This window comes from Chryseobacterium sp. C2(2020), from assembly GCF_014218915.1.
Lineage (GTDB): Bacteria > Bacteroidota > Bacteroidia > Flavobacteriales > Weeksellaceae > Chryseobacterium > Chryseobacterium mucoviscidosis.
Window position 1 is genome coordinate 1 of record NZ_JACLCT010000017.1, and the last position, 21,318, is coordinate 21,318.

Here is a 21,318-nt window from a genome sequence, read left to right on the forward strand (position 1 = left end):
TATCTAATGATTGACATTTATAACATTTCATAATACTAATTTATGAAATATATTTTAATTTAACAATACCGATTTTTTTAGCTCTTCTAATTTTTCGGGTGTGGGATAAAATTTCTTACGGTTTTCATTCACTTCTATCGTTCGGCCTGTTTCAATAAGTAATCCTCTGCTGTCACTGCGTTTTTCTTTAATTACACCATTTTTTAATCCCTTTGCAAGATCTTCACAGTAATTGGCAAAATACTTTTCATATTTTGCTTTTTCAGATTTATAGAATTTATTATAACTATCATAAAGGGTATAAGCCCTACTTTTGAAACCTCCTACATCTTGAACTTCTATATAAAGCAACGAAACAAGGTAAGGGTTGAACTGAAAATCAAAAGAATTGTTAAAAAACCGTTCTAAATCATGATCGGAAAAAATATCTCTAAAAATTTCAAATACTTCTATTTTGAATCTTGTTTTATTTTTTGAAAATGTTTTATGTCTGCTTTCAAAGTCTTCTATGGTTTGCGGAACAAAATAGAGAGGTATTCTATAATCAATAATTTCTTCTCCATAAGGAAACTGTAGATCCTTAAAGTTTTTATATTTTCTTTTGTGGTTTTTGGCGATTCTTTCCAAAGAATTCTTCATTCCCTCGACACTGGATAAGAATTCTATCGAGTTTTCCTGAATTCTTCTTACAGTTTCATCTTCCATTCCGTGATCTTTCTTTTGTTTGTTTAACCACGAGGTAAGCTTAGGTTTTGAATAATATTCAACACCGTATTTACAGATAAAATATTGCTCTAAAACGGTAAACCTCTTTATTTTCAGATCAAACACATTTAAATCGAGAAATTCTTCTAAGGTATTTTCTAAAAATGTAAATATTTTTGGAAGTGATTCTAATGGTAAATCAGTTAGTTCAAGAGTAATAAGATCGTTTCTTTTCATATAAAGACTTTCGGAAGAACTAAGATAAAAATATTTGATCGAATCTGAAGGAATATCGGAGATTGACGAAAATGGAAATTTTCTCAATCTCTTTAGGCAAAAGGGATAGAGATATAAAATGGAGAAATGATTTCATCAATTTTATAATCACAAAATCATTTTAATTTTTATTTTAAAATAGTACCACATCCTTGCGAAGTCAATCCAGCAAGGCTTTTCCGAGGAAGTTTAAGCGTATATTTCAGCGTTGTGGTTTTGGGAAATAAAAAAGCCCCATAAATAGGGGCTTGTCGAGTTTTTGTAGTGGTCCCACCTGGGCTCGAACCAGGGACCACCTGATTATGAGTCAGGTGCTCTAACCAACTGAGCTATAGGACCTCAAAACTTGGTTAAATTTTGTGTTTGCAAAAATAGTAAAATTTCTTTCACTACAAAATTTTTTATTGCTTTTCTTGGCAAAGTTCTACCAGTACGCCGTTCGTAGATTTGGGATGAAGGAAGACAACTAATTTATTATCAGCACCTTCTTTAGGCTCTTCCGAGATAAATTCAAAACCTTCTTTTTTTAGTCTTTGCACTTCCTCAAGAATATTTTCCACGCCAAAAGCCAGATGATGGATGCCTTCTCCTTTTTTTTCAATAAACTTTGAGATCGGACTATCCTCTTTACTCGCCTCCAAAAGTTCAATTTTGCTATCTCCGGCAGCATAAAAAGAAGTAACTACCCCTTCCCTTTCTACAGATTCCTGTTTGTAAGATTCCTTTCCTAAAAGCTTTGCAAAAAGTTCATCAGATACGCCTAAAGATTTTACGGCAATGCCGATATGTTCTAATTTCATAAATATTTAAATAAATTAAGTCGTAAATTTGATACAGCGAACAAATTTCAAAGTATCAATTCAAACAAAAGTACTAAATTTGCAGAAATTATGGAAAGTAACAGACAAAGAAAAGTAGCACAGATTATACAGGAAGACTTCGCAGAACTTTTCCGCAAACAGGCTTCAGAAAGCAAACAAAGCATTCTGGTAACGGTTTCGGATGTAAAAGTAACGGCGGATCTGGGTATTGCCAAAATTTATTTAAGCATATTTCCGCAGGAGCACCGCAAAGCTGTGATGAAGGAAATTGAAGAAAATAAAGCACAATACAGAAACTTCATCGGTCAGAAAATGGCGAAGCAGGTTCGTGTAATCCCTAATCTTAATTTCTACTTAGACACTTCTCTGGACGACGTTGAAAAACTGGAACGTGAATTGAGAGGTGAAGGTGACAACCCTATTCTGTAACCCTTGAAAAACATTGCATTTTATATCGCTTCCCGATACCTTTTGTCTAAAAAAGGAAGCACTGCCGTTACGTTCATTACGTGGTTGGCGGTTGGTGCGATGACGGTTGCCGTAACTGCAATGTTCGTTATCATCTCCGTTTTTTCGGGGCTTGAAGACCTCAATAAAGAATTGATTTCAAATCTTCATGCCGATCTTACCCTTAAAAGTTCTTCCGGAAAAACGCTGAAAGATTTCGATAAAATTAATTCCGTTCTCAAAAACAATAAAGAGATCAGTAACTTTTCGAGAGTTATTGAAGAAAAGGTATACATTAGCTATAACGGAAAAGGAGATATTGCTTATTTAAGAGGGGTGGATTCTGCTTACACAAAAGTAAATCCCATCAATAAAGATGTTTTCTATGGTGCATATCCAAGCTTCAAATATTCCAATGAAGTTTTAATGGAAAACTCTCTGGATAACAGACTTTCGATTCCTGTACCGTCCAGTTCGGATTATGCAACGATCTTTATGCCGAAACCGGGAACAGGAATCATTAATAAAGAAGAAGATATTTACAACAAAAAAGATATCCTCGTCTCCGGAGTTTTTGCAGGAAAAGACCAACTGGACAATTATATTATTGCTCCTGTTGAATTGACTGAAGAACTTTTAAATCTTCCAAAACATTCGGCTTATCAAATCGTTATTAAATTAAAGAATCCTGAAAATACAGACTCCGTAAAGCAACAGCTTATTTCTTCCCTTGGAAAAAACATTGAAGTAAAAACCAAAGAGGAAGAGAATGCGGCATTCTGGAAAATGATCAATACCGAGAAACTTTTTATCTATTTAATTTTTGCTTTGGTAATCTTTATTACCACCTTCAATTTAGCAGGAGCCATCATCATTCTTCAACTGGATAAAAAAGAACAGGCAAAATCCCTTATTTCATTAGGTTTTCCGTTAAGTCATTTAAGACAGGTTTATTTTTATACCGGAGTTTTGATTGTCGTTTTAGGAATTATTTCAGGCTTACTTATAGGAACCGGACTTTGCTATTTCCAGCAGTTCACAGAGTTCTTTAAAGCCAACGAAACTTTACCTTTTCCGGTGAAAATAGTGGGTAAAAATTACATCACTGTTGCGGTTACCGCATCCTTATTCGGCTTTGGAATTTCATGGGCATTTTCCAAGATCAGCAAAGATTATATTACTAAAAATTAATACATAAGCTTTCATTTTTTCGTATCTTTGCATCCCAATTTTTAAAAATGAAACGTAAATTATTCTCTTTTTTATTGAGCTTTGTCTTGATAAGTACCTTTGCTCAGATTCCTACGGGATATTACGACGGAACTGCAGGTCTTTCCGGAGCTGCTTTAAAAACCAAACTGAAACAGATTATTACCAACGGTCACGTAGACAATGGATATAGTGCACTATATAGTGGTTATGCAACAACGGATCGCGATAATATTGCAGGAATTCCGGGACTGGAAAACGACAATACGGTTTTAGACATGTATTCCGAGAATCCTAACGGAACAGATCCTTACTCATACAGCTATCCGGGAGCACAGTGCGGAAATTATAACAGTGAAGGCGACTGCTACAACAGAGAGCATATCGTTCCTCAAAGTTTATTCAACAGCAATGCTCCGATGGTTTCAGATATTCATTTCATCAGACCGACCGACGGAAAAGTAAACGGAATGAGATCAAACTTTCCTTTCGGAAAAGTAGGATCGGCTTCTTTCACTTCTCAAAACGGATCAAAACTGGGGACTTCTGTTTCTCCGGGATATTCGGGGACGGTTTTTGAGCCTGTTGATGCTTTTAAAGGAGATATCGCGAGAATGGTTTTATATTTCGTAACAAGATATGAAACTCAGCTTTCAGGTTTCGGAACAGGAAATATGTTGGGAGGTTCCGCATTTCCGGGATTACAGACCTGGGAACTGAACCAATTATTGGCATGGCATATCGCAGATCCTGTTTCTGCTACCGAGATTGCAAGAAACAACGCTTCTTATACTTATCAGGGAAACAGAAATCCATACATCGATCATCCTGAATACGTTGCTGAAATTTGGGGAACTCCGGTTGCTGATACACAGGCTCCGACTGCTCCAACCAATTTAGCAACAAGCAACCCTACTTCCAACACCATTTCTTTAAGCTGGACGGCTTCTACAGACAACATCGGTGTTGTAGGATATGAAATTTATAAAGACGGCGTTTTATACAGTACGGTTACGGGAATAACGGCTACGGTTTCCGGGCTGAATCCTTCTACTACCTATAATTTTTATGTGATTGCTAAAGATGCAGCAGGAAATGCTTCTACAGTGAGCAATACCGCTTCAGGAACAACTCTTGCAGGAGGACAGCCGGGCGGAAGCTGCGGAACAGAGGATTTCTCTAATATTCCGGCGGCAGCTTCAAACTATACAACGCAAACATGGACGAGCAATAGCATTACATGGACTGCAACAGATGCCAGAACCGATCAGACAATTAACAGCAGAGCTATTACTATTAAGAATGGTAACCTGACAAGCTCTACAATTTCAGGCGGAATCGGAAGCTTAACAGTAACTACGAAGTTACCGTTTTCTGACTCTGCAGGTAATCTGACTTTACAGATTAACGGAACTAATGCGGGAACTATTCCTTTTACTACTTCAGCTACCACTACCACAATCAGCAACATCAATGTTCCTAACAATGTGGTTATTAAAATAATCAATTCTGAAACAGGAAAAAGAATTTCTATTGATGATTTAAGCTGGACCTGCTTCACTACATTGGCAACCGCGGAAGTTTCTAAAGATAAATCTCAGTTTACGATCTATCCTAATCCTGTAAAAAACAATGAATTGTTTGTAAAAGGAGAAAATCTGAATAAGATTTCAAAAGCTCAGATTTATGATCTTTCAGGAAAACTGATCGAAACGATTGAAAATCCTTTTAAAACTTCTAACAGAATTAACCTGAAAGGTTTGTCCAAAGGAACTTACATTCTGAAAACAGATTCTTCTTCAGCAAAATTTATCGTAGAATAAAACAAAAAAAATATTTATCTCAAAGACCGGTCTTTTCCGGTCTTTTTTTTTAATTTTATCCTATGGATTCCAACAAAAAATTAGGCTTGATCGGGAAAAATATTTCCTACTCTTTCTCGAAAAAATACTTTGAAGATAAATTCCAGAAACTGATGTTAAAAGATTATTCTTACAACATTTTTGATTTAAACGAAATTGATGAAGTGGAAGATATCTTTTCAGCTCCGGAATTACTGGGCTTTAACGTAACGATTCCCTACAAGGAAAAAATCATCGATTATCTGGACGAGCTGAGCGATGAAGCGAAAAACATCGGAGCCGTAAATTGTGTACTGATTGAAAACGGAAAGAAAACAGGTTATAATACCGATGCTTTCGGATTTGAAAAGACTTTGCTGCTTCACAAAAAACCACACCATGATTCAGCCATCATTTTAGGAAACGGAGGTGCTGCAAAAGCGGTAAAATATGTTTTGAACAAACACGGAATTCCATCGGTTACGGTTTCCAGAAGCACGGAAATTAATTATGACAATTTAAATGCTGCTTTTGTACAGAATCATAAACTCATTATCCAGTGTACTCCGGTAGGAACTTTCCCGAATGTGGAAGACTGCCTGAATTTCCCTTTCGAAGGGCTTTCAAAAGACCATTTGATTATCGATTTAATTTACAACCCAAACTATACCAAATTCATCATCAATGCCTCTGAAAAAGGAGCCAAAACAGTGAACGGATATTATATGCTGGAACAACAAGCAGAAAAAGCCTGGGAAATTTGGAATTTTCAAAAAAAATAACATAAATTAGTACTGTATTTAGCTTTTTAGCTCTATATTTAGAGGATATTTTAATGCCACTCACATAAACGATTTGCTATGATTACAGAAAACAACCTTTCTGAAAACGAGGAAAACAAAAATTCTAACGAAGTCCCTCAGGAAAAAACATCAGAACCTGCAGAACCTCAGGATGAAAGCATTCATCATGAGGAAACGGAACATGAAGAAGAGCACGAAGAAGTAGAAATTTCTCTTGGCGATGCCCTGAAGGAAATGGAAAAAATCATCAATTCGCCTAACGCAGGTGAAGATTTCAAAAAATTCAATCAGCTCAAAGAAAAAGCAAGTCATTACATCCATGATGAAGTGGAAGATAAAAAGCATGAATATTCCGAAGCGGGAAATGCTCCTGAAAATTTCAGCTATGAGCATCCTTCTCAGGCAAAATTCTCTGCTTTGGTGAATATTTTCAGAGAAAAGCACGATGCATACCAAAAGGGGCAGGAAGAAGAGCAGAAGAAAAATCTGGAACACCGCCAAACTATTATTGAAAGGCTTAAAAATCTGTATACGAATTCCGAACCGGGAACCAATCTTTTCAAATCGATAAGAGAGATTAAAGAAGAATGGTCTAAAGCAGGACAGGTTGCAAAATCTGAGTTCAAGATTCTTAACAACAATTATTTTCATCATCTGAACCAGTTTTATCAGATGCTTGATCTGAATAAGGAATTTCTGGAGCAGGAGTACAGCCACAATCTTGAAAAAAGACAACACATCATTGAGCGTGCAAAACAGCTTGAACATGAACCTGTAATTCAGAAAGCGCTGAATGAGCTGCAATATCTTCACAAATTATGGAAGGAAGAAGCAGAACCGGTTGCCGAAGAATTCCGTGAGAAAACATGGGAAGAATTCAAAGAAATTTCAAATAAAATCCACGAAAGAAAATCTGAACTTTCGGCTGCCATTGAAACAGAGCAGAACGAAAATCTGGAAAAGAAAAATCAGATCATCGCGGAAATCAAGAAACTTTCTGAGCCGGGAGAAAATCCTAATCATAATTACTGGCAGAATGCTATCCGCAGAGTGGAAGATCTCCGTTCAGAATTTCTGAAAACAGGAAGCGTTCCGAGAAAGCTCTCTAACCAGAACTGGAACGAGTTCAAAACGATTCTGAGAGGATTCAACACGACAAAAAATACCTATTATAAATCATTAAAAGGTTCTCAGCAGGCGAATCTGGAAGAAAAATTAAAACTGATCCAGACTGCGAAAGACAACCAGAATAACGAAGAGTGGGATATCGCTGTTCCTTTGTTCAAAAAACTTCAGGAAGACTGGAAAAAAATCGGTCACGTTCCGAAAAGCATGACGAATAAAATCTGGGATGAATTCCGTGATGCGTGTAATGCTTTCTTCAACAATTACCGTGAAAAAAGCAACGCTTCTACGGATAACTGGAAGGAAAATTACAAGCATAAAAAGGCAATTCTTGATGAGTTAAAAACAATCGGGAACGAAGATGGAAGTATCGAAAGAATTGAAGCCATTAAAACCGCATGGAACAACATCGGAAAAGTACCGAGAGATAAAATCTCCATCAATACAGAATTCAACAAAACGTTGAAAGAAAAATTGAAATTAAATAAAATCAACGAGCTGGAACTTAAAGAAGAAGGATTATCTGAAAATCAGCTTACGGACAAAGCAAGAAAAATCAAGAGCCAGATTTCTGATCTTGAAGCCGAAATCGTAAAGCTGGAAAACAATCTCGCTTTCTTTAAAAACCCTTCGAGAGAGAATCCTATGTTGAGAGATACTTATAATTCTATCGACGAGAAAAAAGCTCATCTGGAAACTTTAAAACAAAATCTTCACAGCATTATTGCGGGAGAATAAAACTATTTAAAATATTAGGAAGCGGAGCAAAGCAATTTGACTTCGCTTTTTTCATTCAGTATGCAGGACGAATTTTATATTAAAAGAGCCATCGAACTGGCTCAGAAAGCCATCGGAAAAACATATCCGAATCCTTTGGTGGGAAGTGTGATTGTGCATAACGGTAAAATTATCGGCGAAGGTTATCATCAGAAAGCAGGAGAACCTCATGCGGAAATTAACGCCATTAATTCTGTTGAAGACCCATCTTTAATTCCCGAATCCACTATTTACGTTACATTAGAACCTTGTGCACATTACGGAAAAACGCCGCCCTGTGCTTTAAAGATTAAGGAATTAGGCTTTAAAAAAGTCGTAGTGGGAGCAATGGATTCTCATGACAAAGTGAACGGAAAAGGAAAAAAAATTATTCAGGATGCGGGAATTGAAGTGGTTTCAGGCGTTCTGGAGAAAGAATGTATTGATCTTAATAAAAGATTTTTCACTTACCACGAAAAGAAAAGACCTTACATTATTCTGAAATGGGCGCAATCGGGAGACGGATTTCTGGATAAGGATTTTAAACCGACTGCGGTTTCAAATTCTTTAGTGAATCAGTTCGTACATCAGTTGAGAGCCGATGAACACGCTATTTTGGTCGGAACACAGACCGCACTGAATGACGATCCAAGTTTAACGGTAAGAAATGTGGAAGGCGTTAATCCTGTGAGAATTTTAATTGATTTTGATCTGAAAGTTCCTCAGAATTTTAAAATTTACAACGAAGAAGCGAAAACCATCGTGATTAATTCTGTAAAAGAAGAAATTGCAGATCATGTTCATTTTATTAAAACCGAAAAGGACAATTTCCTTCAGAATCTTATGGAAGCTCTGTATAAAGAGCAAATTCAGTCTGTGATTATCGAGGGTGGAAAATTCACTTTACAGCAGTTTATAGATGCTAATCTCTGGGACGAAGCGATTGTTATTACCAATGAACATCTTCTTCTTGGGAACGGAACCCAAGCTCCTGTTTTTGACTGGTTAAATCCTTTCAAAACTGAAATTACCCGAGATAACCGCATTGATTTTTTCCTTTCAGAAAACATTTAAACATTTAACAGTCAAAAATTTAACATAAAAAATATTTTATAATTTTTCACCATATTTTGAAATTAAATATGTAGCTTTATGATGAACTAAAAATCATCATCATGAAAAATTTAAGAAAATTATCAAAACATGAACTGAAAAGCGTCCTGGGAGGAATCGAAACCTGTGATCAAAACTGCATAACAGGATATTACAAATGCTGCATCCCGCGTCAGAGATATTATTGTCTTCCGATCGGCACAAAATGTACCAGTAATAATGGTCCCGGAAATCCAGGAGAGCCGGTTTAATACTGATTAGAAATTTTAATCATCTCCGCAACTAATTCAAACTATATGAAAAATCTAAAAAAGCTACCCAGAAAAGAACTTAAAGATCTTGTCGGAGGAATCGCACCGGTTTGCTGTTCTTATTATCCGCCAAATCTACAAAGATGCTGTAAAACCCCTTCAAGTATGAGCTGTCCTCCGCCTTGGTTGGAAGGAAGCTTTCCTTGTTAATCGAATAAAGAGAACTGCAACGGTTCTCTTTTTTGTTGTCTGTTTACGAGACTTTCTTAAAAAAATTTTACCTTTGAACAATTATTCTAAAATTCGAAAAAATATCTTTCCTCATTACATATGTTCAATTTTAAGACGATAGAATCTCCGGTAGAAAACACCTTGTTAAAAGAAAAGGGAAGCAAATTTCTGGGTTTTGCGTTTCCCGTGAACAATGAGGAAGAACTGAAAAATGCTTTGGAAAAAATCCGCGCGGAACATCCGAAGGCAACGCATCATTGTTATGCTTTCAGAATAGGACTTAACGGAGAAAATTATCGCGCAAATGACGACGGAGAACCTTCCGGAAGTGCAGGACTGCCCATTTACAACCAGTTATTAGCCCATGAAATCACCAATGTTCTGGTTATTTCCGTCCGTTACTATGGAGGCACAAAACTGGGCGTTTCCGGTCTGGTAAAAGCGTACAAAGAATCGGCAAAAATTACACTGGAAGAAGCAAATATTGTAACGAAAGAGCTTGAAACTACTGTTGAGATTCAGTTTAATTTTAATCAGCAGAATATAATTTTTACTTTGCTGTCTAAGTATGATGCGAAAATCATCAATTTTGATGCACAGGAAAGAGCAATAATTTCAGCAAAAATAAAATTAAGACACAAAGATGAAATTTTGGAATCCTTAATCAATATGCAATTTGTGGAATATAAAGTGCTCAATTAAAAGGAATTCACGTAAAGATTGCAAATCAAAAAATGGCTTCAACTGAAATTGATGATAAGTTTAGGTAAAGGCAATTCGTATTGATATTTTTGTAATGTTATTATATCATACTCAGATCAATTAAGATCAAAGTTTTATCATTTTATTTTCTTCCCTGTTATAAAGTATAATTTGAATATTCTTTTTCTGATATTTTTTCTTCAAATAAACTGCGATCTTCCGTTGAATTTCAATTTCCGGAATCGGTGCCGATTTTATTTCTTTAAACGCCCACTCCTGTAAATTTATATACCGACTTCCTTTACAAAAATTATTGGGTTCAGCTTCAAAATACGGTTTTAATTCTTTTACATTTTGTGAAATACAGATATTCATTTGATAGCCTTTTCCGGAATATAAATTAAATGAAAAATACTGATACCAACTCCCCCAGAAACTAAAAACAGGCAGTACAAACCACAGTACCAAAAACAATGCATTTGTGGCAATGGTTTTCTTATTAAGACCTTCCATGGGTTTTGAATAGATAATGCCTAAAATAAATATCATGGCAAAATTCCAGAGCCAGACTATTGAATTATATTTCAGCCCGAATGGTCCGATAAAAATAAGAATACTTAAATGCATACCTATTAACAGATAACTAATTACTCTCTTTGACTTTGAAACCAATAACAGTAATGCTAAAAGAACTTCTACAAAAGGAATGAATAAGCCCACAAAAAAAAGCTTATACTTTAAAATAAAATCCATCGACAAGCCAAGAAAATCCCTTAAAAACATATTGAGCCATACCAAAGAAAGGAAACTGCGACTGAATTTATGAAGACCACTGAAAATATAGACCGACACTAAAAATAAATGACCAAAAATCAAAATATTTTCTCGCTTGTAGAAATTAATAATAATCAGGAGTAAAAAACACAGATACATATATTCCCATGGCTGCCATCTCACCGTATCTAACAAACAGCTCATTACTTCTAATAAAAATAAAACAGCAAGAAACCATCTGTTAGGTTTAATACATACAACAAGTAATAATGCAGACAAAGAAGCTCCGAATAAAAACCGATGGACAAAAGCAGGAATGTTTTCTAAACTACTTATTGGAGGGATTACAGGATATACTCTTTCTGTAATCCAAGTTTTGTAACTCCCTACTTTAGTTAAAAACCAGAAAAAAGCAATGCCCTTGATTAAATAGTTGGTTTGCTTTTCTAATTCATAATTGTCGCGCATTGATGTTTCCTGATTATTTCATAAAAATATTAATTTCAATTGAATATAGAACATCATTTATTGCACAAAAAAACATCTCGGAAAAACGATCCGAGATGCAATATGTTTCGTTTACATTTGAAGATTAATCCCTTCTTCCACCCATTAATAAGGAAGCAAAATAAAGAAGCTGTACCAGAGAGCCGATTGCAGCCACCACATATGTTCTTGCTGCCCATTTCAGACTGTCTTTTACGCCTACATACTCTTCTGTTGTTACCGTTCCCGTATCACGAAGCCATTTCATTGCTCTGTTGCTTGCATCATATTCCACCGGAAGCGTCACAAATGCGAAAAGCGTTGTAAAAGCAAACATAATAACCCCTATTGTAAGAACAAGTTTACTTCCACTAAATGCCATGATAACAAGTCCTCCCATAATGACAAACTGCATCAGATTGGAACTTATGCTTACCACCGGAACCAGTTTTGACCGTAACTGCAACATGGAATATCCTACTTTATGCTGAACGGCATGACCGCATTCATGAGCTGCAACAGCCGCTGCCGCTGCGTTCCTCTGCATATACACCGCTTCGGATAGGTTAACTGTTTTATTTTCCGGATTGTAATGATCTGTTAACTGTCCCGGAACCGACATTACCTGAACGTCGTTAATTCCGTTATCTCTCAGCATTTTTTCCGCCACTTCTTTTCCTGAAAGCCCGTTTCTGAGATAGACTTTAGAATATTCTTCGAATTTCGATTTCAGCCTCCATGAAACAAACCAGCTTACCGCCATCGAAACAATAATAATCAAATAATAACCATTCATCTCTGTAATCTTTATAATATACTTTTCATCCGATATGATGTAAAAACTGTGCCAAAGTATTGTATTAATTTAGCTATATTTGTTCCATAATTTCACGAAAGAATCATGTCAGAAATTTCAGTTATTGAGGTAAAAAACAGCGATCAGCTAAAGCAATTCGTAAGATTTCCCATGGATCTGTACAAAAACAATCCGTATTACGTTCCGGCTCTTATTAATGATGAGATTAAAATATGGAGTACGAAGGAAAATCCGGCACTGCAATACTCTGAAGCCAAACAGTTTCTTGCCTATCAGAATAATAAAATCGTCGGAAGAATTGCCTTAATGATCAATCATAAGGAAGAACGCGAACTAGGGATAAAGAAAGTACGCTTTGGCTGGATTGATTTTATTGATGATGAAAAAGTTTCTCAGGCACTCATCGGAAAGGCAGTTGAGTACGCCAAAGAAAAAAACATCGGAAAGATTGAAGGACCAATGGGTTTCACGAATCTTGATAAAGCCGGAATGCTGACTTTGGGCTTCGATAAACTGGCAACGATGATCGGAATTTACAATCATGCGTATTATCCTCAACATCTGGAAAAACTGGGTTTAACCAAAGAAAAGGAATGGGTGGAATTTGAAATTATGTTCCCAGATTCCCTTCCGGAGAAAATTTACAAATTCAACGAACTGATTTCCCAGAAATATCATCTGAAAGTTTTAAGATTTAAATCTAAAGAAGAAATTCTGCAGTATGTGGATGCGATGTTTGATCTGCTGGATGAAACGTACAAGCATCTTTCCACATACACTCCTATTTCAGACGAACAAAGGAAAACCTATAAAGAAAAATATTTCCCTTTAATCGATAAAGATTTCATCGTATGTATTGCCGATGAAAACAATCATCTGATTTCATTTGCCATTACAATGCCCTCCTATTCAAAAGCTCTGCAAAAATCCAAAGGAAAATTGCTTCCTTTCGGATGGTGGCATTTTTTACAGGCAGGAAAGAAAAACGACAGGGCTAATTTTTACCTGATCGGCATTCACCCCGATTATCAGAGACGTGGTGTTACGTCCATTATTTTTAAAGAAATCTGGGATATCTTCAACAAAAAAGGAGTAAAATATCTGGAAACGAATCCGGAACTGGAAGAGAACAAAAGCATTCAGCTTCTTTGGCAGGATTACAATCCCGTGAACCATAAAAGAAGGAGAACCTACGCTCTGGAAATCAAATAATTTTTCATCATCAAAAAGTAGACTTATTGTAAGTTTTAAAATATGAAGCCACAACTCATCATTTTCGGAATTTTAATTGCCGGATTCATTGTTTTCAATCTATTTTTTCAGTTACCGGATGAAAGAACCAATACGGCGGTGAATATTATCTACGCAAGTCTCCTTTTTGCCTATATTTCCTTTATGGCGTATTCTCTCATCAGAAAAATGAAAAAATAATTGTTATTTTTAATGATTCTAAATTACCTGTTTTGCCTATTTTGGAGCCACTTTTAACCTCATAAATTTCATGCTTTCTTGTTTATTCGCTAAATTTGCAAATTGAGATAATAATGCAAAAATGAATTTACCTGAAAGTTATATTCCAATCCTTATACAAGCAGGTGTTGCGATCGGTTTCGTAGCCATTTCTTTGCTTGGAGCGCATTTTTTAGGTCCGAAACAGAAAAAAGGAAATTCTGTAAAAAACCAGAGCTGGGAATGTGGAGTCCCGGTAGAAGGAAATGCAAGAACACCGTTTTCCATTAAATACTTTTTGACGGCGGTATTATTCGTATTATTCGATATTGAAATCGTATTTTTTTATCCGTACGCGGTAAACTTCAGAGAATTCGGAATGGAAGGATTCCTTGCCGTTCTTACATTCGTGGCAATCTTCTTCATGGCATTTTTCTATGTTTGGAAAAGAGGCGCTTTAGATTGGGATAAATAAGAAATTATAAATTTTAAATTACAAATTTTAGATGGCGATTTTCGATTAAAGTTAACATTAACAATAATTTAGAATCTAAAATTTAAAATCTAAAATCTACTAAAATGTCAGATAACAAACCAGTAATAAGAACAGATGCACCGGCTCCGGAAGGATTTGAAGGAGAAGGGTTTTTCGCAACGAAACTGAGCAGTGTAATCGGGATGGCAAGAAAATTTTCTCTTTGGCCGTTACCATTTGCAACCTCTTGTTGCGGTATTGAGTTTATGGCTACGCTGAATCCAACATACGATGCTTCCCGATTTGGTATGGAAAGAAACTCTTTCTCTCCAAGACAGGCAGATATGTTGATGGTTTGCGGAACAATATCCAAAAAATTAGGACCTGTCCTGAAAGAAGTATACACTCAGATGGCAGAACCGAAATGGGTGGTTGCAGTTGGAGCCTGTGCTTCCAGCGGTGGTATTTTTGATACATATTCTGTCTTACAGGGTATTGACAAAATTATTCCGGTAGACGTTTACGTTCCGGGATGTCCTCCGAGACCGGAACAGATTATTGAAGGCGTAATGCAGGTTCAGGCTTTGGCGGAAAGCGAAAGCATCAGAAGAAGAGACATGCCCGAATATCAGAAATTACTAGATTCTTACAATATTAGCAACTAACGGAAATGACAAACGAATTTGTATTAGAAGCAATTACAAGAGAATTTCCGGAGTCTGTTATTGCAAATTCAGAGCCATATGGAATGCTGACGATTGAGGTAAAAAAGGATGATCTGAAAAAAATCGTTCACTATCTGAAAGATTCATCACTGGAAATCAATTTCCTTACCGATGTATGCGGAATCCATTATCCTGAGTTTCCGGAAAAGGAAATCGGCGTGGTTTATCACCTGCACAATATGATGACGAACTTCAGATTACGTCTGAAAATATTCATGTCCAGAGAAAACATCGAAGTAGATTCTTTAGTGGAATTGTATGCGGGAGCCAACTGGATGGAAAGAGAAACGTATGATTTCTATGGGATCAAATTTAAAGGACATCCGGATCTTAGACCTATTTTAAATATGGAAGATCTTGGTTACCACCCGATGCTGAAAGAATATCGTCTGGAAGACGGAACAAGAACAGACAAGAACGACAGCATGTTCGGAAGATAAAAAAGCCAATGGCCAATGGCAGCTAGCCAATAGGCAGAAGCAAATAGCTAAAAGCAATCATTATGAAAGATAACTCATTATCTAATATACTCAACCAATACGAAAGTAAGGAACAGATTGACGGACAGTTATACACCCTCAATTTAGGACCTACCCACCCTGCAACGCACGGTATTTTCCAGAATATCTTAACGATGGACGGAGAAAGAATCCTTCATGCAGAGCAGACTGTGGGATATATCCACAGAGCATTTGAGAAAATTTCTGAAAGAAGGAACTACTCTCAGATCACTACCCTTACCGACCGTATGAATTACTGTTCTGCGCCGATTAACAATTTAGGTTGGCACATGACGGTTGAAAAACTGATCGGCGTTGAAGTTCCTAAACGTGTAGACTATATGCGTGTTATTTTAATGGAGCTTGCAAGGATCGGAGATCACCTGATCTGCAACGGTGTAACGGGAATGGACTCCGGAGCAATTACCGGTCTTACCTATATGTTCATCGAAAGAGAACGTATCTATGATATGTATGAGCAGATCTGCGGAGCGAGAATGACGACCAATATGGGAAGAATCGGAGGTTTTGAAAGAGATTTCACTCCAAAATTCCATGAGTTATTAAAGGATTTCCTTAAAACATTCCCGCCAAGATTCAAAGAATTCTGTACATTATTAGAAAGAAACAGAATCTTCATGGATAGAACCATCGGAGCAGGATCTATTTCTGCGGAAAGAGCATTAAGCTATGGTTTCACAGGTCCGAATTTACGTGCAACAGGTGTGGATTATGACGTGAGAGTTGCGCAGCCTTATTCTTCTTACCAGGATTTCGACTTTATCATTCCGGTAGGAACTTCCGGAGATACTTACGACCGTTTCATGGTTCGTCAGCAGGAAATCTGGGAATCTATAAAAATCATCAAACAAGCATACGAAAATCTTCCTGAAGGACCATTCCACGCGGATGTTCCGGATTTCTATCTTCCTGAAAAGGCAGATGTTTACAAGAAAATGGAAGCACTGATTTACCATTTCAAAATTGTAATGGGAGAAACAGATGTACCGAAAGGAGAAGTTTATCATGCAGTAGAAGGCGGAAACGGAGAATTAGGTTTCTATCTGGTGAGTGATGGCGGAAGAAGCCCTTACCGACTGCATTTCAGAAGACCTTGTTTTATCTACTATCAGGCGTATCCTGAAATGATTACAGGTTCTGTAATTTCAGATGCGATCGTTACGATGTGTAGTATGAATATTATTGCGGGAGAATTAGACGCATAAAAGAAATTATAGATTTTGGATTATAAATTTTAAATTAATCTAAACTCTTTAAATATAAATTAATATCAAAATTGATAAGATTTTTAGAACTAAGATTTTCATCTAAAATCTAAAATCTAAAATCTAAAATCTTTAAATATGAGCGAAACAATAGCTTTTAAACCGGAAAGTTTAGCACAGGTACACAAAATCATCGCAAGATATCCTGAAGGAAGACAAAAATCTGCCCTTATTCCTGTACTTCATTTGGCACAGAAAGAATTCGGAGGCTGGTTAGACGTTCCGGTAATGGATTATGTTGCAGAATTATTGAGTATCAAACCTATCGAAGTTTATGAAGTAGCTACTTTCTACACGATGTTCAACATGAAGCCGGTAGGTAAATATGTTTTGGAAGTTTGCAGAACCGGACCTTGTATGGTTTCGGGAAGTGAAAAAATCCTAGACCACATCCGTACAAAACTGAACATTAAAGACGGACAGACTACGGAAGACGGAATGTTTACTTTAAAGCCAGCTGAATGTCTGGGAGCTTGTGGATATGCTCCGATGATGCAGTTAGGGAAATTTTTCCATGAAAATTTAACGATAGAAAAAGTAGACGAGATCCTTGATCTTTGCAGAGAAGGACAGATCGCTTTAGACTAATAGAAATTTTAAATTCTACATTTTAGATTTTAAATTATTCACTTAACGTTTAATCATAATTAATGCAAGAAGCCAAAAGCCTATTGCAAGAAGCAAATAACAATGAGTAAAAAACTTTTACTTAAAAACGCACATATTGAAGGCATCCGCTACTTTGAAACCTACCGTAAAAACGGAGGTTACGAAGCTGCTGAAAAAGCCTTAAAAATGACTCCTGACGAAATTCTTGAAGAAGTAAAAGCTTCAGGACTTCGTGGACGTGGTGGAGCAGGATTCCCAACAGGAATGAAATGGAGCTTCCTTGCAAAACCGGAAGGTGTTCCGAGACACCTTGTTGTAAATGCCGATGAATCTGAACCGGGAACGTTCAAAGACAGATATCTGATGGAGTTTCTTCCTCACTTACTGATCGAAGGAATGCTTATTTCATCATACTGTTTAGGTTCAAATGTTTCCTATATCTACATCCGTGGAGAATACTCATGGATTCCCGATATTTTGGAAGAAGCTATTGAAGAAGCAAAGGCAGCAGGATTTTTAGGTAAAAATATTTTAGGAACCGGTTTCGATTGTGAAATTTACGTTCAGAGAGGTGGTGGAGCATACATCTGCGGTGAAGAAACCGCATTGCTTGAATCTCTTGAAGGTAAACGAGGAAATCCGAGACTGAAACCGCCATTCCCGGCTGTAAAAGGACTTTGGGAAAGACCAACGGTAGTAAACAACGTTGAGTCTATTGCGGCAGTAGTTCCGATCATTGAAATTACAGGTGCTGAATATGCTAAAATAGGAGTTGGAAGATCTACAGGAACAAAATTGATTTCTGCCTGTGGAAACATCAACAAACCCGGAGTGTATGAAATCGACATGACCATTACGGTTGAAGAATTCATTTACTCTGAAGAATATTGCGGAGGCATTAAAGACGGAAAAAGATTAAAAGCCTGTATTCCGGGAGGAAGCTCTGTTCCGATTGTTCCGGCTAATTTATTATTAAAAACCGTAAACGGAGAACCAAGATACATGAACTACGAATCTTTGGCTGATGGTGGATTTGCTACCGGAACCATGATGGGTTCAGGAGGATTCATTGTTTTGGATGAAGATCAGTGTATCGTGGAACATACCATGACTTTAGCGAGATTTTACAATCACGAAAGTTGCGGACAATGTACCCCTTGCCGTGAAGGAACGGGATGGATGTACAAGATTTTAAAGAAAATCGAGAAAGGAGAAGGAAAAATGGAAGACATCGATCTACTTTGGGACATCCAGAGAAAAATCGAAGGAAATACAATTTGTCCATTGGGTGATGCAGCAGCTTGGCCTGTTGCAGCGGCTATTCGTCACTTCAGAGATGAATTCGAATGGCACATTAAAAACCCTGAGTTATCACAGACTCAGAACTACGGATTGGCACATTATGCAGATCCGATTCCTGCAGTTGAGAAGAATGCTTAAGATGAAAAAAATATTGGCATTAGGTCTAATGATGTCGGGTTTTGTTTTCGGACAGGTAAAAAAAGATACATTAGAAGAAAAAGAATATAAACTGGAGGCGACTCCATACAAAGCTGAAAAAAAAGAAAAACCTTTACCCTTAAGCAAAAAAGGTCAGGTTTTCGTTTTCTACGGATGGAACAGAGCGGCTTACAGCAATTCTGACATTCATTTCTCGGGAAACGGTTATGATTTTCAGTTAAATAATGTCTCTGCGAAAGACAGACCAACGAAATTCGGAATTGTTTATTTCGATCCAAGCTGGTTTACAGTGACCCAGTATAATTTCAGACTTGGTTATTTTATTAAAGATAATTTAGCTCTGGTTTTAGGAATTGATCACATGAAATATGTAATGAACCAGGATCAGACAGTTGGTTTTTCAGGAAATATTTCAGATCCGAAATATGCAGCCATGGTACAGAATGGGCAGGTAAATCTTGCCGATGAAAAGTTCCTTACTTTTGAGCATACAGACGGATTAAATTATGAAAACGTAGGGCTTGAAAAATATAAAAATCTGGTTCATAAAAAGAACATCGATTTGGTATGGTCTTACGGAGCCGGAATCGGGTTTATGTTTCCGAAAAGTAATGTAAAGCTTTTTGGTAACGAGAGAAGCGACCGTTTTCACGTTGCCGGAATGGGAACCGATTTAAGATCCAGTCTTAACCTTGTATTCTGGAAAAACTGGATGCTGAGAGCAGAAGTAAAAGCCGGATACATCAATATGTGGGACATTAAAACGACATTAAATAATAAACCGGATAAAGCCAGACAGGATTTTGTTTTCGGACAGGTTCTCGCCGGAATCGGGTATACATTTAATACAAAAAAGTATAATTAAAGAATGAATCAACACATTCAAAATATTGAAATTTCCAATTTTAAATCAATTAAAGATTTAAAAATAGACGGTTGCAAGAAAATAAATATTTTTGCAGGAAAGCCGAATGCCGGAAAGAGTAATATTTTGGAGGCTGTGGGAATATTTGATTTATTTTTTAGTCTTTTAAATCCACAGAACCTTAAAAATTTTGTAAGATATGAGAACTTAAATGATCTTTTTTTTGAAGGAGACTATAGCAAAAGTTCACAAATAAAGTTAAACAAAGAAAAAATTTTTTCATTTTACAATTTTAATAACGACAGATTAAAAATTCATTTAGAAAATAACTCTATTGAGAAAACTAAATTAAAAGAATTTTCGACTATGGGACATCAAGAGACATCTACTGTTCCAGACCTTGTAAAAAGGGATTTGAAAATTAGAAAGTACTTTTTTAAAATAGAAAATAATATAATAAAATTTTCTAATTTTCTAATTTCTCCTTTTGGCGAAAATATTAGTACAGTAATTTCAAGTAATCCTGAAATAAGAAATTTTGTTAATCAATTTTTATCTGTAAATAATTTAAAATTATTAATTGAAAGAGGTTCAAATAATTTAAAAATATTTAAAGAATATGAGGATGGAACAGTATTCTCTCTTTCTTATAATATGATTGCAGACACTCTTCAAAGGTTAATTTTTTACAAAACTGCAATTATGAGCAATCAAGATTCAGTTTTATTATTTGAAGAACCAGAAGCTCATTGTTTTGAACCTTATATTTTAGAATTTACTAATGAAGTAAAGTACAATGAAAACAATAACCAGTTTTTCATGGTTACTCACAGTGATTTTATAATACAGGAGTTTTTGAGAGACGAGGAAAGCAGAAACAACTTACAGATTTATCTTGTTAATAATGTTGACGGAAAAACAGAAGTCAAAAAATTAGATAAAGAAACTAATGATGATGTTTATGAATATGGGATGAACGTATTTTTCAACTTCGACAGTCTTTGGGAAAATAATTAATCATGGAAAGGGTTGTTGCTGTTGAATGTTTTGCAGATAAATATTTTTTCGGAAAGTTATTACAAAATGAAAAACGCATTCGAAAAGAAAAAAATAAAAATGAAGTTATAAAAGCTTTTGAGAGAGTAAAAGGAGAATTTCTTATCGGAATTGTAGATGAGGATAGAAAAGATTTATTGCTTAATCCTAATTTAAAAAGCTTCGAGAAAATTAAAGAAGGAAATAGTTTCAAGATTTATAAGGATAAAACAAAATATCAGTTTATTTTTGCACTTTGTCCTAAAGCCTTTGAAGATTGGCTTTGTCAATTTTTAAAACTTCAGAGTAAAGATCTAATTGAATTCGATTATATTGATTTTGAATCATTCAAGAAAGAAACTAAAAGTGAACAGATAGATAAGGAAAGTAAGTATAAAAATCTGGTTAAACATATTATTCAAACTTATCCAGATTTTGATAATCATATTAAAGAATTTAAAATTCATATTGATTATCTTCTTACAGAAACTTATAATTTTAATTTAGAGAGATTTAAAAATTTATAGAGCTTAATTATTAAGCGAAAAGCATAGAA

Annotated in this window: 24 protein-coding genes and 1 tRNA gene; 20 read left to right on the forward strand and 5 right to left on the reverse strand. The window is 35.8% G+C overall.

Annotated elements, in window-relative coordinates:
• Positions 1-54: 54 nt before the first annotated feature.
• From H6W52_RS11160 to mce, 3 genes are all read right to left on the reverse strand, one after another.
• The gene (locus H6W52_RS11160; protein ID WP_123891968.1) at positions 55-942 is read right to left on the reverse strand and encodes a hypothetical protein; all 888 of its coding nucleotides are present in this window, start codon (positions 940-942) and stop codon (positions 55-57) included.
• Between the two features lie 304 nt (positions 943-1,246).
• Positions 1,247-1,320: transfer RNA gene (locus tag H6W52_RS11165), tRNA-Ile, on the reverse strand.
• Between the two features lie 62 nt (positions 1,321-1,382).
• Entirely contained in the window at positions 1,383-1,781 is a 399-nt protein-coding gene (gene mce, locus H6W52_RS11170; RefSeq protein ID WP_116098504.1) for a methylmalonyl-CoA epimerase, read from the reverse strand.
• A gap of 90 nt (positions 1,782-1,871) precedes the next feature.
• On the opposite strand from mce, the gene rbfA reads away from it, so the two are divergent.
• From rbfA to H6W52_RS11215, 9 genes are all read left to right on the forward strand, one after another.
• Positions 1,872-2,231, forward strand: a complete 360-nt coding sequence (gene rbfA / locus H6W52_RS11175; RefSeq protein ID WP_076392997.1) for a 30S ribosome-binding factor RbfA — start codon at positions 1,872-1,874, stop codon at positions 2,229-2,231.
• A 3-nt stretch (positions 2,232-2,234) separates the two neighbouring features.
• On the forward strand, positions 2,235-3,440 hold the full coding sequence (locus H6W52_RS11180; RefSeq protein ID WP_076392999.1) for an ABC transporter permease: 1,206 nt from the start codon (positions 2,235-2,237) through the stop codon (positions 3,438-3,440).
• Between the two features lie 47 nt (positions 3,441-3,487).
• Positions 3,488-5,281: an endonuclease gene (locus tag H6W52_RS11185; RefSeq protein ID WP_116098503.1), complete on the forward strand. Its 1,794-nt coding sequence runs from the start codon at positions 3,488-3,490 to the stop codon at positions 5,279-5,281.
• 62 nt (positions 5,282-5,343) lie between these two features.
• Complete coding sequence (locus tag H6W52_RS11190) at positions 5,344-6,081, forward strand: shikimate dehydrogenase family protein (protein WP_116098502.1); 738 nt, start codon at positions 5,344-5,346, stop codon at positions 6,079-6,081.
• Between the two features lie 78 nt (positions 6,082-6,159).
• Positions 6,160-7,965, forward strand: coding sequence for a DUF349 domain-containing protein (locus tag H6W52_RS11195; RefSeq protein ID WP_116098501.1), 1,806 nt, complete (start codon positions 6,160-6,162; stop codon positions 7,963-7,965).
• Positions 7,966-8,025: 60 nt separating this feature from the next.
• On the forward strand, positions 8,026-9,057 hold the full coding sequence (gene ribD, locus H6W52_RS11200) for a bifunctional diaminohydroxyphosphoribosylaminopyrimidine deaminase/5-amino-6-(5-phosphoribosylamino)uracil reductase RibD (RefSeq protein WP_116098500.1): 1,032 nt from the start codon (positions 8,026-8,028) through the stop codon (positions 9,055-9,057).
• Positions 9,058-9,158: 101 nt separating this feature from the next.
• Complete coding sequence (locus H6W52_RS11205; RefSeq protein ID WP_087705838.1) at positions 9,159-9,347, forward strand: bacteriocin-like protein; 189 nt, start codon at positions 9,159-9,161, stop codon at positions 9,345-9,347.
• Between the two features lie 45 nt (positions 9,348-9,392).
• A complete protein-coding gene (locus tag H6W52_RS11210; RefSeq protein ID WP_157967246.1) occupies positions 9,393-9,557 on the forward strand; it encodes a bacteriocin-like protein in 165 nt (54 codons plus the stop codon).
• A 120-nt stretch (positions 9,558-9,677) separates the two neighbouring features.
• Positions 9,678-10,280, forward strand: a complete 603-nt coding sequence (locus H6W52_RS11215) for an IMPACT family protein (protein WP_116098499.1) — start codon at positions 9,678-9,680, stop codon at positions 10,278-10,280.
• A gap of 126 nt (positions 10,281-10,406) precedes the next feature.
• On the opposite strand, the gene H6W52_RS11220 is transcribed toward H6W52_RS11215, so the two are convergent.
• Complete coding sequence (locus tag H6W52_RS11220) at positions 10,407-11,522, reverse strand: hypothetical protein (protein ID WP_116098498.1); 1,116 nt, start codon at positions 11,520-11,522, stop codon at positions 10,407-10,409.
• A 124-nt stretch (positions 11,523-11,646) separates the two neighbouring features.
• Complete coding sequence (locus tag H6W52_RS11225) at positions 11,647-12,336, reverse strand: zinc metallopeptidase (RefSeq protein ID WP_116098497.1); 690 nt, start codon at positions 12,334-12,336, stop codon at positions 11,647-11,649.
• Positions 12,337-12,441: 105 nt separating this feature from the next.
• Between H6W52_RS11225 and H6W52_RS11230 the strand changes: the two genes are divergently transcribed.
• The 11 genes from H6W52_RS11230 (at position 12,442) to H6W52_RS11280 (ending at position 21,289) form a co-directional block, all read left to right on the forward strand.
• The gene (locus H6W52_RS11230; protein WP_116098496.1) at positions 12,442-13,569 is read left to right on the forward strand and encodes a GNAT family N-acetyltransferase; all 1,128 of its coding nucleotides are present in this window, start codon (positions 12,442-12,444) and stop codon (positions 13,567-13,569) included.
• 42 nt (positions 13,570-13,611) lie between these two features.
• Positions 13,612-13,788: a hypothetical protein gene (locus H6W52_RS11235; RefSeq protein ID WP_185144413.1), complete on the forward strand. Its 177-nt coding sequence runs from the start codon at positions 13,612-13,614 to the stop codon at positions 13,786-13,788.
• Positions 13,789-13,909: 121 nt separating this feature from the next.
• The gene (locus H6W52_RS11240) at positions 13,910-14,281 is read left to right on the forward strand and encodes an NADH-quinone oxidoreductase subunit A (protein WP_027380112.1); all 372 of its coding nucleotides are present in this window, start codon (positions 13,910-13,912) and stop codon (positions 14,279-14,281) included.
• Between the two features lie 104 nt (positions 14,282-14,385).
• Positions 14,386-14,946, forward strand: coding sequence for an NADH-quinone oxidoreductase subunit B (locus H6W52_RS11245; protein WP_047397471.1), 561 nt, complete (start codon positions 14,386-14,388; stop codon positions 14,944-14,946).
• Between the two features lie 5 nt (positions 14,947-14,951).
• Positions 14,952-15,446: an NADH-quinone oxidoreductase subunit C gene (locus H6W52_RS11250; protein WP_116098495.1), complete on the forward strand. Its 495-nt coding sequence runs from the start codon at positions 14,952-14,954 to the stop codon at positions 15,444-15,446.
• Between the two features lie 62 nt (positions 15,447-15,508).
• Positions 15,509-16,732, forward strand: coding sequence for an NADH dehydrogenase (quinone) subunit D (nuoD, locus tag H6W52_RS11255; protein WP_076393019.1), 1,224 nt, complete (start codon positions 15,509-15,511; stop codon positions 16,730-16,732).
• Between the two features lie 138 nt (positions 16,733-16,870).
• Positions 16,871-17,380, forward strand: a complete 510-nt coding sequence (gene nuoE / locus H6W52_RS11260; protein ID WP_076393021.1) for a complex I 24 kDa subunit family protein — start codon at positions 16,871-16,873, stop codon at positions 17,378-17,380.
• A 102-nt stretch (positions 17,381-17,482) separates the two neighbouring features.
• The gene (gene nuoF, locus H6W52_RS11265; protein WP_076393023.1) at positions 17,483-18,841 is read left to right on the forward strand and encodes an NADH-quinone oxidoreductase subunit NuoF; all 1,359 of its coding nucleotides are present in this window, start codon (positions 17,483-17,485) and stop codon (positions 18,839-18,841) included.
• A gap of 1 nt (position 18,842) precedes the next feature.
• A complete protein-coding gene (locus H6W52_RS11270) occupies positions 18,843-19,727 on the forward strand; it encodes a hypothetical protein (RefSeq protein WP_116098510.1) in 885 nt (294 codons plus the stop codon).
• 3 nt (positions 19,728-19,730) lie between these two features.
• Positions 19,731-20,744: an AAA family ATPase gene (locus H6W52_RS11275; RefSeq protein WP_116098494.1), complete on the forward strand. Its 1,014-nt coding sequence runs from the start codon at positions 19,731-19,733 to the stop codon at positions 20,742-20,744.
• 2 nt (positions 20,745-20,746) lie between these two features.
• The gene (locus tag H6W52_RS11280; RefSeq protein WP_087705827.1) at positions 20,747-21,289 is read left to right on the forward strand and encodes a hypothetical protein; all 543 of its coding nucleotides are present in this window, start codon (positions 20,747-20,749) and stop codon (positions 21,287-21,289) included.
• Positions 21,290-21,318: the final 29 nt, after the last annotated feature.